Source organism: Acetivibrio saccincola (assembly GCF_002844395.1).
In the GTDB taxonomy this organism is placed as follows: Bacteria; Bacillota; Clostridia; order Acetivibrionales; family Acetivibrionaceae; genus Herbivorax; species Herbivorax saccincola.
Genome location: NZ_CP025197.1, coordinates 2,858,978 through 2,873,167, shown reverse-complemented (window position 1 = coordinate 2,873,167; position 14,190 = coordinate 2,858,978). Strand labels below are relative to the sequence as shown.

Sequence of the window (14,190 nt, the reverse complement as noted above, 5' to 3'; positions counted from 1 at the left end):
AATATTTAATATAAGGCTTTATAATGCTAAAATACAGCCTGAAAAATGCAGGAAAACAATAAGACACTGCAAAGAAGAGGTAATAAGGCACTAAAAACTAAAATAAAAAGCTTAAAAAATTGGGGGGACATGTATGCAAAAAAAATATTGTGCATTAATTTTGTTTTTAGTGACGGTTATAGGTGCCTATAGCCTGGTTTATGCCGGTACAGCCTTATATGGGGATTTAAACGGTGACGGAGAGATCAATTCTTTTGATGTGACATTAATGAACAGGTACATTATGGAAGAAAGACAACTTGAGAATCTAACTTTAGCTGACTTAAACGGGGATGGTATGGTAGACACATTAGATTATGCGTTACTTAAAAGATATCTTCTTGAGATTATAGACGGATTTCCTGTGGGATCTGTTTTTAATCCGGGAACATCTCCAGGTCTTGGTAAAGGAGAGATTAATTTAGGATCTAATATAACATATTCAGGAGAAGGAATATCAGTAAATGGGTCAATTGTTAGAATTTCAGCAGGCGGAGAGTATACAATTGCCGGGACGTTGACAAATGGGATGCTCCATGTGAATACTTCCGGAGAAGTTACCCTTCGTTTAAAAGGAGTAAGTATATCTAATTCAAACGGTCCTGCTATTTATGTTGAAAAAGCAAATAAAGCAAATATTATATTGGAAAATGGCACTATAAATACATTGAATGATGGAAGCAGCAGTATATATGATACCGGTGATGCAAAGGTTAAGGGTGTTATTTCCAGTAATCCGGTATTAGTGATTGACGGTAAAGGGACTTTAAATGTGAGAGCTAATTATGAGCATGGTATTATAAGTTATTCTGAGTTATATATAAAAGATGGGAATATAAATGTGCAGTCTGCTGTGACAGACGGAATACATGCGAAGGACTACATGGAAATTGCAGGGGGTAAATTAGATGTTACCGCAGATTCTGATGGTATAGACTGTAAAGGTAATATTAATATCAAAGGTGGAACATTTAATATTTCTGCAGTTAAACACGGAGTAGCAGCAGAGGGAGATATAACATTAACTGATGGTTATATAACAATAAATGCCCAAAAGGATGGATTTAATTCTGAAGCAAATATGATAATGAAGGGCGGGACTATAAACATTAAAGCGGGAGAGCAGGGAATTGATACCACCGGAAGTTTAAGAGTAGACAATGGTGCTATTACTCTGGAATGTCCTGAAGACGGTATTAACATCACAGGCAGCATAACAATAAACGGAGGTACAATTAACGCCCTTTCATATAACGAAGATGCAATAGATTCAAATGAATCAATAGTGATAACAGGCGGGGTTTTCGATTTGAGATCCGGTAAAGACGGTATAGCAGCTGATTACGATATTACAATTGAAAATGGGTTGTTTAGCATCCGTGTTGAGAGTGACGGTATAGAAGCTGACAGAAATTTAGAAATATTTGGCGGGGAATTTAACATTTTTGCAAAAGATGACGGTCTGCACTCTAGTTCAGATTTAGTTATTCACGATGGTATTTTTAATATAAAAGATGGTTATGAAGGAATTGAAAGTGGTGAAGGAGCAGTTATTGTAAATGGTGGGGAGATTACAATAGAGGCCGGCAATGACGGAATAAATGCTCAAAGAGATGTAACCATTAATGGCGGAAATATTTATATAAATATACAAAGAGGGGACGGAATTGATTCAAACGGAACAGTACATATAAATAGCGGATATATGTTTATAGTTGCATCCGGTAGTCCGGAAGGAAGTATAGACACTGATGGTGCCACATTTTCTATTACAGGCGGTACCGTTATCGGTATGGGAGGAAATGTAGGCCAGATAACCAGGGAAGCAACTACACAACCGGTATTAGTGCTTGGCGGGGCTTCGGCAAATTCCACCATTGTCATTAGAAGTAATAACAATGTTGAAGTAGCTAATTTTACAGTTCCAAGAACATTTAGTACATTAATATTTACATCTCCGGAGCTTAGATTAAATACTACATATACCATGTACGTAAATGGAAACCCTCAAAGAACATTTACCACAAGTTCAATTGTGACAGTTGATGGTGGTATTGAGTTTAATCCATTTGGCGGCTTCCCAGGAGGCGGCTGGGGTGGCGGCTTTCCAGGCGGTGACTGGGGCGGCGGTTTCCCAGGCGGTGATTGGGGCGGTGGCGGTTTCCCAGGCGGTGACTGGGGCGGCGGTTTCCCAGGCGGTGACTGGGGTGGAGGTGGCTTCCCAGGTGGCGACTGGGGCGGTGGCTTCCCAGGCGGTGGCTGGGGTGGCGGCTGGTAATTCAGGCATTTCTTTTCTCCTTAAATTATAATATATAAAAAACAGTCTCTTAGCTAAGAGGCTGTTTTTTAAAAAATATTTTTAAAAATTATGTAAACTTTATATACAATTCAGTATGAGGCAAAAAAATGATAAAACTATACTTAAAAAGAAATTATGTTGTAAAATAATAATATAGAGGTATTTATTTTAATAAGAAGGTAAAAAATTCAAAATATTTATGTAATCTATGATATAATAATAGATAGTGACACAGTCATTATTATAAAATATTATGTAAGGTGGTGTAAATTTTTAGTATTTTTTAGTTGTTTTGTTATTTTTAATAACATGTGAGTAAATAAACAGGAGGGGAGATGTATGTACAAAAAGATTTTTCTGATTTTATTAACGGTTGTTTTTCTTTTTAGCATTTCCGGTGTTGTTTACGGCCAGGGAGACATTTTGTACGGGGACTTAAATAAAGACGGTGACATAAACTCAATAGATGCATCAATACTTAGTCGTCATGTTTTAAATGTAAAACCTTATGAAGATACAAATATTGCAGATTTAGACGGGGATGGTTTTGTAGATTCAATAGATTATGTTTTCTTATCAAGATACATACTTCATATCATAGATAAATTTCCAGTTGAAGCAATTCCGCCAATGGACGGGGAAATTATTTTAGGAGATACAATAGAATATTCCGGGAAAGGCATAAGTGTAGAGGATTCAATTGTTACCATTACAGCAGGGGGAAGGTACAAAGTAAAGGGAACATTAGAAGACGGAATGATAAAGGTAGATACTACAGGAGATGTGGAATTGGAATTAATTAATGCAAATATAACCAATTCAAATGGACCTGCAATATACATTGCCAATGCAAATAAAGCAGATATTGTAACAAAGACCGCATTCAATAGTTTAACTGATGGAAGTGTTAGCATTTACGATACTGAAGAAGAAAAAGTTGAAGGTGCATTAGTAAGTAATGCCCCATTGTCAATATGTGGGCCTGGTATTTTAAGTGTAACCGGTAATTATGATCAGGGTATTATAAGCTATTCTAAGTTATGTATTGAAGGAACCAGAGTAAACATTGTATCAAATGCAGCAGACGGAATTCATTCAAAAGAAAGCATAGAAATAATAAGTTCAGATATAAAAATTCATGCAGCTTCGGACGGAATCCATTCAAAAGAAGGTATAGAAATAATAGATTCAGACATAGAAATTGACGTTGCTTCAGACGGAATTGACAGTAAAGCAGGAATTTACATACAAAAAGGACGTTTAAACATAAAAGCTGCAAAACATGGCATAACATCAAAAGGTGAGATAGAATTAGATGATGTTATAGAATTAGTTTTAAATACCGGACGGGATGGATTTAATACAGGAGGAAGTGTACTTATAAAAGATAGCAGAATATTTATTGAGGCAAATGAAGAAGGCTTTGATGTTGATGGAGATGTAACACTTCTTGACAGTGAAGACAGAATAAGTTTATTGGAGATAACATCTATAGGAGATGCTTTTGACGTTTCTGGAAAAATGATACTTAACAAAGGAGCGTTTTATATAACATCCACTGAAAATGATATTTTTGATGCCGATGGAGGAATAGAAATAAAAGAAAGTATTTTAAGGTTTGACGCAGGAAAACATGGTTTAACAACTGAATCAGATATATCAATATTAGACGGGGATATAGAGATTGTATCAAAGCGTGACGGACTTAATGCAGACGGGGATGTAATAATAGTAAAAAATGAGGCAAGCATCGGAGTAGGAAGAAGTGGAAAGATAAAGATTGAAGCAGGGGAAGAAGGATTTGATATAGGAGGTTCATTAACATTGGAAGCCGGAGAAATAGATATAACTTCATTTGGGGATGTATTCAGTGTTTCAGGTGATATTATTATTGAAAAAGGCAGCTTTAATTTAAAATCCACCTCAGGTGAAGATGACGGTATAGACTCTGACGGTTCAATAACCATAAATGGTGGTACATTTGTAATTGATGCAGGCAAAGACGCTATAACAGCAGATCTGGATATAACAATAGAAGGCGGGCACTTTAGTATTAATTCCGGTTCAGATGCATTTGATGCAGGAGAATGTGTTTTAATTGAAAATGGTAATTTTGAAATATCCTCCGGTAATGACGGTATAAAGGGCAGCTATGTTGTAATAAATGGCGGTGAGATAGATGCTATATCCGTTGCAGAAACTATAGACGGAAAAAACAGCATCAAAATAAATGGTGGAAACATCAAACTGTTATCTGAAGAATCCAGTGCTATATACGCAAAAGAACTTGCAGAGGTTACTATAAGTGGCGGCAACATAACAGCAATAGGTGCGGATAATTCAGATGATGAGAAATTGGCAGCAGGAATATTGTGCGACCCAAATACCTTTACAATTACAGGTGGAACACTTATTGCAACAGGTGAAATGAACAGTTCTCCAAATCCGGAGTTGTCCACCCAGTGCACAGTGCTGTTAGGAGGAGCTGAGGAAGGCTCAGTCATTAGCATTACATCAAATGGAGAAGAAATTTTAAGCTTTACTGCTCCAAAAAAATATCAGAGCATGTTATTAATCACATCACCGGAGCTTGTTTTAGATGGGGAATATGAATTAAATATAGATGGAGAAAACGTTCTTTCATTCAAAATTACATCAATGGTCACTAATACCGTTGAAACAACAGATGTAAAAATAGCATTTTACAGATAAAAACTTATAAACCAGGCATCTTGGTTTTTATAGCTAAGATGCCTGGTTTATTACTAGTTAATTATTCTTAAGTTTTTTGTGTTGTCAACTGTTTGGGGAAAATAAATAAGGAGGGACGTGTATGTACAAGAAATTATTATTAGTATTATTTACTCTGGTTCTTGTTTTTAATGTTCCTGGTATTACTTTTAGCCTTGCCCCACCGGGTCCTCCCTACTATGGGGATTTAAACGAGGACGGTATGATAAACACAATGAATGCAGCACTGCTTAGGCGTTGTATTTTACACTTTGGAAATAATAATTACATTGACTTTAATGCAGCAGATTTAGATGGGGATGGAGTTGTAGATTCAGTTGATTATACTATATTAACAAGATACATACTTAATATCATAGACAGATTTCCCGTTGAAGGGGACTCCAACAACTGACGGGGAAATACAAAAGCAGGTATTTTCTAAAGCAAGTATTCTGTAAAGAAAGCATACTGTTATAAAGGTAAGCATCTTGGTAATTGAAACCAAGGTGCTTATTTTTAATAGACCTTGACATAGGAGTTTAAAGTGATATAATTAATAATTGAAAGCAAGATTAATACCCTTTCAGGAAGGAAGGGTTATTTTTGTCAGTATTCATTTACAAGTATTCTTAATATTTAAGGGAATTACTTTAAATATCAATGTTATAGGCGGTTAGTATAAAATGGCAAAAGAAGCGAAGAAAGTTGTTGCACAAAACAAAAGTGCCAGAAGGGATTATTTCGTAGAAGATGTTTTAGAAGCAGGCATTGTTTTAGCAGGCACTGAGGTAAAGTCTATACGGGCTGGGAAAGTTAATCTCAAGGATAGTTATGCTATCATAAAAAACGGTGAAGTATTTATACAGGGGATGCATATTAGTCCCTACGAACAGGGAAATATATATAATAAAGATCCTCTTAGAACCAGGAAGCTTCTTTTGCATAAACATGAAATAAGGAGACTTATAGGCTATATCCAGCAAAAGGGAATGTCATTAGTACCCCTTGAAGTATACTTTAAAAGAGGTAAAGTAAAAATTGCATTAGGCATCGGCAAAGGTAAAAAGCTTCATGACAAGAGGGAAGACATCGCAAGAAGGGATGCCCAAAGACAAATTGAAAGAAGGTTAAAAGAAAATTTTTAAAATTAAATATGGGGGCGTAATGGTTTCGACGGGATTGTTGAAGCTAGAGTAGCGGGTAGAGGATTCTCGTTGGCCTCTTTAAAAAACGAGAGATAAAAATAAACGCTAAAAACGATAATTTCGTACCAGCTGCTGCCTAAGAACAGGCAGCCCGTCAGCCCGGGGTTCCTGAGCCTTGGGGAACTGGCGTCATTAAGTCAGGCCTTTTGCATGGGAGGTTAAATGCTAGAACTACCGCAGATGTATCCTTGGTCTGCGGCGGACTTTAAAAGGATACCAAACTGCATAGCCAGCTCTTAGGCGATGCAGTGAGGGAATGTCAAAGTAAGAGCTGCACCCGGAGAAGCTCTTGTGGAAACAGTTTCGGACAGGGGTTCGACTCCCCTCGCCTCCACCAGTAAAGGTCACAATTACTGTGACCTTTTTATTAACCCTAAATTTCAGTTTTTGGCATATAAGATTAAAAAACCAAATGTATTACTTTCCTAAATGAATCACTTCTAGGAAACATAAAACATATGATTAAAGAGAGGGAAAATAATTATAAAATTCTTTGCTAAAAATCAAGCTAAAGACCTTGGAGGAAAAGGTTATGTTTGAAATTAAATTTGTAGGAAATACCAACACCAATAAATCAAGCAGAAATAATCACATACCAGAAATAATTGTAAATCACATTTCAGAAGGTTCCATATCCAGCCTGATAAGCTGGTTTACCTCTCCGGACAATAAAATTAGCAGTGCACATTTTGGTGTGAGCAAAAAAGGTGAGATATATCAATTTGTGAATATTGAAGACAGTGCCTGGGCTAACGGGCTGACAAACGGGATAGAAAACGCAACGGCTGAGGTGGTGCTTAAAAAAGGCAAAAATATAAATCCAAACTGGTATTCTGTAAGCATTGAGCATGAAGGGGTGTGGGCAGAAACCAAAGGTAAGCTGACAGATGAGCAGTTAAAAGCAACTAAATGGCTGCATAAATATATAATTGAGTATGTGTATGAAAAATATGGACATAGAATTGAACCATCCAGTAAAACAATTATCGGACACTATGAAATTGATAAAAAGCAAAGACCTTATTGTCCGGGAGAGTTGTTTCCATTCCGGGAGATAATTGATTATTTAAAATTATATTATGATTTGCCCTTTAAAGATATAAAAGGGCACTGGGCTGAAGAATTAATTAAAAAGGCTTATGAAAAGGGCTTTGTAAAGGGCTATCCTGACGGTACATTCCGACCGGATCAACCTGTAACCAGAGCTGAGGTCATTGCTTTGCTTAGTGAGTTTATAAAGTCATAACTGCATTTTATAATTATAAAAAAATTCTTTATTTTTTAAATTCTTTATATTTTTATATTATAAACAAAAAATGAGTTGTATTTACCTAGATAATAGTATACAATAATTGTAGAAAATTATAAATACACAAATTACCATAAGACTAGGTATTGTGGAACAGGGGGTTAATAATGAATAAAAAAATTGTTAAAATTACAGGTATTATTTTTTTTGTCTGTATATCATTAATTACTGCATGGGGATGTAAATCAGAGTCAGCTAATGAAAAGATAGATGAACTCTCTGGATATTACTGGGAAGCAAATGACGGTTCTCTTTTATGTCTAGAAGAAGACGGAAGTTTTAAGTGGTACCGCTATTCAAATGACAGGACAGATTCATACTACTCAGGTACTTATACGGTATATAATGGAATGGAAGCAGTTAATTACATTTCAACGGAATTAGCGAAATATGAGCTTACATATGATGAGCAGTTGGAAGTAATTGAAAATTATTATGACAAAACCATAGATGACTATTATTGTTTAATTTTGGACAATAAGGAAATGATAGTTGACGGGAAAAACATAATAGATGAAGTAACACAAGGTGGAAGTACTATTACACCATTTTATGGTTTTTACCACTCAGAATCAGAAGCTTTAAAATTAGCTAACATGAATACAGCAAACTATGCAAATTTTAAGAGATATTATGAAGAAGAGGAAAAAGAATAGAATATTATGATTTCAACATATAAAAAAGAAATAGCAGTTACTTTTATAAAAGTAACTGCTATTTCTTTTTATTTAATATATTAATTACTTTATATATTAATTTACTTTACTGAAGCAGACGGTCTTGAATATGAACCACTGTATGAAATGTTAAATCCAAATGTTACTGAGGCACCTGGCTGTATTGTACTGTTCCAGTCAACATTGCTTACGCTTACAGAAGAACCACTCTGATTTAAATTTGCATTCCAGGAGCTTGTTACTTTTACATCCCCGGAAAAGTTTAAATTAGCTGTCCAGCCATTAACTGCTGTCGAACCGTTATTGGTTATTGTAACGTTTAGTGTAGCTCCACCGCCCCAAGTGTTTTCAGAAACAGATATTGAAAGGTTTCCGGTATCGCCTGGCTGCTGCGGTTGTGGTTGAGGCTGTGGCTGCCAAGGTTGTTGAGGTTCTGGTTGCTGTGGTGCTCCGCTGCTTGAACTAAATAGAAATGAATCAACATTAACAGGACCTGAAAATCTTAGCACCAAATCGTGTACTCCTGTAATATTTCTAACATTTGTGGATAATTCCCTGTAATTATTCCACCCTCCCGTTGATGATACTGATAAAGAGCCTAATGTTGTCCCATTAACAATAATTTCAATCTCTGTTGGGAAATTCATATCTGATGCAACTCTTGCACTAAAGCTTGATACTCCGTTTTCAAAGTCAACATTTCTGTAGGTTACTGTATTTCCATTTTCAATATAACCAATTCCTCTTCCGTTGTCAGTGTTGATTATTTGAATATTTGATGCATTTGTATCATCAAAATCATTTGCCTGGATGGTATTAAAAGCACTTTTAACGGATGCCGGAGGCTGCCAGGGCTGTTGTGGTTGTGGCTGTGGCTGCCAGGGCTGCTGCGGCTGAGGCTGTGGCTGCCAGGGCTGTTGTGGCTGTGGAGACTGTTGGTTTCCAGGGAAACCATTTGGATAATATTTTACATATTCGTATTCCGCTGTCAAAGGAGTTCTTCCGTTAAAAGGTTCAAGCCAATCATCAACACCTATACCAGGCCATAAATTCATCATTATCTTGCCAGGTGTTTGAGGTATATTTCTGGTTCCGGTGTATACTTTTACTCCATTTACATAAAAGTCAATTGAATTTGGCTTCCAATCAAAGCCATATGTATTAAAGCTTTGTGATGCGTCAAAGCCTAAGTCATAGTAATATTCATTGTTTCCCTGTCCATTTTTCCACCAGTTGAATTGAACTTTAGTTGTATCTTTTCCAAGGAACTCAATATCTATTTCGTCCCATGGATTACCGTCCGATGGCCCTGTATACGTAAAAAATGATGATACTATGCCAGGGTTTTTTGCAGGTTTCATTCTTACTTCATAGTATCCAAATCCAAAAAATGATTTTGTTCTGTATTCGCCGCTTTTATATGGATAATGGTGGCTTGGATCATAATCCCTGTCTAATGTAAGAACCATTTTGCCGTTATTTATTGTAACCTGGCTAGGTCTCCACATGCAATTAAACATATCTCCATTATCCCAGTCAGCTTTTTCCCATAAGCTTGAGTCATAATTTGAAAAATTAGCTTCAAAATATGTAGTTACCACATTGCCTGCCCCTAAAATCTCCGAAGGAACAGTGAGTATAAGGGTACATAAAAGTAAACCTGTTAAAATAACTGCAAAACAAGATTTTTTAAGCATATTATACCTCCCTGATAAAATTTTAAAATAATTAGATTTTTTAAAATAATTAGAAAATATTAATAATTAAAAGAATAAACACACACCCCCATTTTAAATTTTTATTAATATTTTTTTAGTGAATAGTTTTTTTAGATTGCTTTTAGTAGAATGAGTGTTTTTAGTAGAAGTAGTTTTTTTAGAATTTTAGTAAATTGCATTTATTTAAACTATTAAAAAAATAATTTACTAACACGCGTTAATTGAAGTATATAGCATTTTTTAGTTGTTGTCAAGTAGCGGTAAACAGTAAAAAAAGTTTTAAAAAAGGTAATTCAAAATAGCAATTCAAAATATTTATATGAAAAAACAAAAAAGGCTACCGGAGGATATCCAATAGCCTTAAATTAATTCTAGACTAATACTTTCCAAAGTCATTACCATTTATTTCAATTTCTTTTGAATTACTTAATACCGGTTCATGACTATTTTCATCAGTCATATCATTGTTGATTTTTTCTCTGTCATGCATGTCCTCAAGCATCTTCAGAAGATTTGGATCAATATTATTTATTCCTTTATACGAAAAGTATGAAGGCATTTGACCCTTTTTAAGGTTAAATCTTGAAACCTGTTTTTTTAATACTTCTGCCTGGCTTGCGAGTTCTTCACTTGCAGCTGCAATTTCTTCAGATGTAGCAGAATTGGTTTGAACTACTTTAGATACCTGTATAATACCTTGGTTTATCTGTGAAATTTTAGAAGCCTGTTCATTTGAAGCTATGCTTATATCATTTACCAAGTAGTTACTTTTCCGATAGCTTCAACTATCTCGTTCAGGGCTTCTGTAGTTTCAGTTGCAATCTTAGTACCATCTTCCACTTTGCTAATAGAACCTTCAATCATTGTTGTAGTTTCTTTTGCCGCATCTGCTGATCTTTGTGCAAGATTTCTTACTTCATCTGCCACTACTGCAAAGCCTTTTCCGTGCTGTCCTGCTCTTGCAGCCTCAACTGCTGCATTTAAAGACAGTATATTAGTTTGAAATGCAATTTCATCAATAACTTTTATAATTTTAGATATATTTGCAGAGGAACTGTTTATTTCAACCATAGCCTTTAACATCTGTTTCATGCGTTCATTACCTTTAGCTGCATTTTCTTTAGCTTTTTCAGCAAGTAAATTAGCCTGGTTTGCGTTTTCTGCGTTGTTTTTAGTTTGGGATGAAATTTCATCTATAGATGAAGTTAGTTCTTCTATGGAAGAAGCCTGTTCAGCAGAACCTTGGGAGAGAGCTGTGCTGGAGTCAGAAAGCTGTCTAGAACCTGATGTCACCTGTTCAGTAGAAGAATTAATATTAGTCATCACTTCATTTAAATTATCGCTCATTATTTTAAAGGCTTCTGATAAATCCCCAATTTCATCTTTGTAATGCTTCTTTACTACAACATCTAAATTTCCTTTTGCAATTTGCTGGGCTACCATTTTTATTTCATTAACAGGACGGGTAATCATCCTTGTGATAAAAAATGCAATTGCCAGTGCAATTAACACTGAAAAAATTGACCCTATAATAATAACAAAGTCTGTTGTTTGTTTTAGACGTTCTGCTTCTTCTACACGTGCTTCCAGCAATTCAGTTTCAATATTTTGGCTTTCTTGAATTATTTGCCTGAACTTATCAAAAAACTCTTTACCATGTGCTGCCTGCTCTTCAATTATAATATCATCCATGGTACCTATTCCGTTTACAACATTTCTTCTAAGCTCAATACTGTTTTCAGCTATTCTCAGCCATTCCTGCTGTACGCTTTTAAGTTCAGCCAAAAGTTCTTGCTGTTTTGGGTTGTCAGAAGTTAATTCTTTTACCTTGTTGTAATGCTGTTCAAAATCAGCTTTACCATTAATGAATGGTTCAAGGGATGCTTCATTTCCAGTTAGGGCAAAACCACGCTGGCCGGTTTCCATATTTAACATTTCTTCTAATAGAGCGTCAAGCTCCATTAAAACTTCGTATGTATGCTTGTTCCAAATTGTAGCTTGATGCTGTTTTGAAAAATTCATAAATGTGATTGTTGAAAGCATGATAAGTATTAAAATTACTGCTGTAAATCCTGAGTACAGTTTTTTTCCTAAGCTTAAATTGCCAAAAAACTTCATCATAAGGCGGCTCCTCCTATACTGGATAGTTTTTTTAGATTTTTACTGAATTTTTTATGGCAGTTTGCTATGTTGTAGTTTAAAAGTGTTTTACATGGCTGTTGTTGTCAATAATAATTGGGTCTTTCCATAGTTAGTTGAACAACCTCATTTTTTCAAGCTGGAGAATTTTGGTTTTTAATGTTTCAAAACTACAACGGCCATACATAATTTGTTTTATTACCTTTAGTTTATTAATACACCCTTCTACAAACCCATTACTATATTCATATTTTATCGCATTTCTTACAGCCTCCATATCTCGTTCAACTCCATTCATAAAACTGTTTATTTCCGGTATGTTTAGATTTTTAGCCCGCTCTATCCATTTATCGAAGGCTTCAATATTTTTATTAGTTAGCATATCCTTAAATTCCCATGTTATTTTATATATTTTTTCAAAAAACGGATATTCTTTGCATATCATTTCAAATTGTTTCTCACTGATTATTTTTACTTTTTCTATTGGGTGGTACAATAGCTTAAATATATTTTCTCTTTTTATTATTTCTGTTTTTGTCCCATCTTCTCTACTTCTATCGTAATATTTTTTTCTCCGTTTCTTCCAGTCTGTCATATAATGCCGCACAGTTGATGACGAACCATCATATCCCATTTCACGTATCTTTTCCACAATATATGAACCCATCATTCCTCTCTCAAGGTATTCGTCAATCGTTTTTATATATGGTGTCAGTTTCCCATTTCTCTTTTTGCCATAGGAAGCATGAACCGGATTAAAGTTTTCATCAAGATATCTTCTAACTGTTTTTCTATCAAGTCCGGTACGTCTGGATATCTCTATATTACTCAAACCTACTCTCTTTAACTCCCGCACCTCATTTATACGTTCCATTTTTTGCTTTACTTTTTCTTCATGTATGATCATATTTTTTGTCTGGAACAACTTTTCCCTTTCTTCAGGGGTCATTGCTATTAATTTATCATAAGCTCGTATATCCATATTTAAGCTTCGGCAAATTTCTGTCTTACATCTTCCTTCTAATGAAAGTTGTTTTATCTTTTCATATTTTTCTTTCAATGTGAGTTTTCTGTTCTCATTCGCCTGTTTTATTGTTTCTACCTCTTTAATTTCCTGACTGACAGATTGTATTGAAACTTGCGGTTTTAATCTCTTTTTTAGATACTCTGTTACATAGGAAGTCAAATTCTTTAGCAAATGAAAACGGTCACTTATTTGTAAAGCTTCCGGGTGTGCACCTGTAATTGCATTATTATAGGTGACAGACCCATCTCTTGATATTATACGAAGATTTGGATATGATTTTAACCACTCACAAACAGTCTCATAATCCCTTGAGTCAATCATATCAAGTATTTGATGCGTAAAAATGTCTACCATAATTGTTCCATAGCTTCTACGCTTTTTAATAGCAAAATCATCAATACAAACAGCTGTTATAGTCTTTTTATCAATTACCGGTGTTTCTTTTTTTTTTAAAAGATTACAAACTGTACTTTTACCAATATCCACAACATTTTCCTTTAGTATTTTTGATGCTGTAATGGAACTGCAATTTATTGATAGTCGCACAATTTCATCCTCAAGACGGCGGGTTTTCTTCGCTTTATAGGAGATAAAATCAAACCTTTCTGCAAAGGTAGTATGATTACAATCAGAATTATCACAAAAAAATTTTCTGTTACGTATAATAATAAATACCTTATTACCTTGTACTGGAAGGTCCTGAAAGGTTCTGTTATATGTGGAATGTATTCTGGATGATGGCCAGCCACAAAATGGGCATGTTACTTCTTTTCGATTGGAAGTTACTGTTATATAGCATTTGCCATCTTTTATTTCATGACTAATATAGTCTAAGTTTGGGTCTAATTGTTTAATAAATTCATCCATGGAATATAATCCTCTTTTCTTTTGTTTAATTTTCATTTATTTTATCATATATTGTCATTTAATTCAATTAACCCTGGAAAGAACCAATTAAATTTTACCACTGACATACATGGCTGTATATTTTTTTAAAATTTCATTAAAATACTTAGATTAATATTTAGTTTTACTGACAACCCC

The 14,190-nt window shown here is 34.8% G+C and carries 10 protein-coding genes, 1 other RNA gene and 1 pseudogene; 7 read left to right on the top strand and 5 right to left on the bottom strand.

The genetic code is table 11. The features are described 5' to 3' along the window. Nucleotides 1–133 precede the first annotated feature (133 nt). The 7 genes from HVS_RS12820 (at nt 134) to HVS_RS12790 (ending at nt 8,241) form a co-directional block, all read left to right on the top strand. Nucleotides 134–2,317 carry a carbohydrate-binding domain-containing protein gene (locus HVS_RS12820; RefSeq protein ID WP_101302984.1) on the top strand — a complete coding sequence of 728 codons (2,184 nt, stop codon included), beginning with the start codon at nt 134–136 and terminating at the stop codon, nt 2,315–2,317. 360 nt (nt 2,318–2,677) lie between these two features. Further along, nucleotides 2,678–5,050, top strand: coding sequence for a carbohydrate-binding domain-containing protein (locus HVS_RS12815; protein ID WP_101302983.1), 2,373 nt, complete (start codon nt 2,678–2,680; stop codon nt 5,048–5,050). 121 nt (nt 5,051–5,171) lie between these two features. Beyond that, nucleotides 5,172–5,483: a dockerin type I repeat-containing protein gene (locus tag HVS_RS12810; RefSeq protein WP_101302982.1), complete on the top strand. Its 312-nt coding sequence runs from the start codon at nt 5,172–5,174 to the stop codon at nt 5,481–5,483. Between the two features lie 271 nt (nt 5,484–5,754). Beyond that, on the top strand, nt 5,755–6,216 hold the full coding sequence (gene smpB, locus HVS_RS12805) for an SsrA-binding protein SmpB (RefSeq protein WP_101302981.1): 462 nt from the start codon (nt 5,755–5,757) through the stop codon (nt 6,214–6,216). Nucleotides 6,217–6,226: 10 nt separating this feature from the next. Then, nucleotides 6,227–6,613: a transfer-messenger RNA gene (ssrA, locus tag HVS_RS12800) on the top strand. 195 nt (nt 6,614–6,808) lie between these two features. Next, a complete protein-coding gene (locus tag HVS_RS12795; protein ID WP_101302980.1) occupies nt 6,809–7,522 on the top strand; it encodes an N-acetylmuramoyl-L-alanine amidase in 714 nt (237 codons plus the stop codon). A 170-nt stretch (nt 7,523–7,692) separates the two neighbouring features. Continuing rightward, nucleotides 7,693–8,241 (top strand): hypothetical protein, encoded by a 549-nt coding sequence (locus HVS_RS12790; RefSeq protein ID WP_101302979.1) that lies wholly within the window; start codon nt 7,693–7,695, stop codon nt 8,239–8,241. Nucleotides 8,242–8,342: 101 nt separating this feature from the next. Here HVS_RS12790 and HVS_RS17300 read toward each other — a convergent pair whose 3' ends face one another. From HVS_RS17300 to HVS_RS12775, 5 genes and pseudogenes are all read right to left on the bottom strand, one after another. Then, nucleotides 8,343–9,026, bottom strand: a complete 684-nt coding sequence (locus HVS_RS17300; RefSeq protein ID WP_242971731.1) for a carbohydrate-binding protein — start codon at nt 9,024–9,026, stop codon at nt 8,343–8,345. Nucleotides 9,027–9,182: 156 nt separating this feature from the next. Then, nucleotides 9,183–9,959: pseudogene (gene bglS / locus HVS_RS17295) on the bottom strand (beta-glucanase); the annotation flags it as partial. A 397-nt stretch (nt 9,960–10,356) separates the two neighbouring features. Beyond that, nucleotides 10,357–10,740, bottom strand: coding sequence for a hypothetical protein (locus HVS_RS17290; RefSeq protein WP_242971566.1), 384 nt, complete (start codon nt 10,738–10,740; stop codon nt 10,357–10,359). Further along, complete coding sequence (locus HVS_RS12780; RefSeq protein ID WP_242971565.1) at nt 10,734–12,101, bottom strand: methyl-accepting chemotaxis protein; 1,368 nt, start codon at nt 12,099–12,101, stop codon at nt 10,734–10,736. Before HVS_RS12780 ends, HVS_RS17290 begins: the two co-directional genes overlap by 7 nt. Nucleotides 12,102–12,231: 130 nt before the next feature. Continuing rightward, the gene (locus tag HVS_RS12775; protein ID WP_108593947.1) at nt 12,232–14,013 is read right to left on the bottom strand and encodes an ISL3 family transposase; all 1,782 of its coding nucleotides are present in this window, start codon (nt 14,011–14,013) and stop codon (nt 12,232–12,234) included. Between the last annotated feature and the right edge of the window lie 177 nt (nt 14,014–14,190).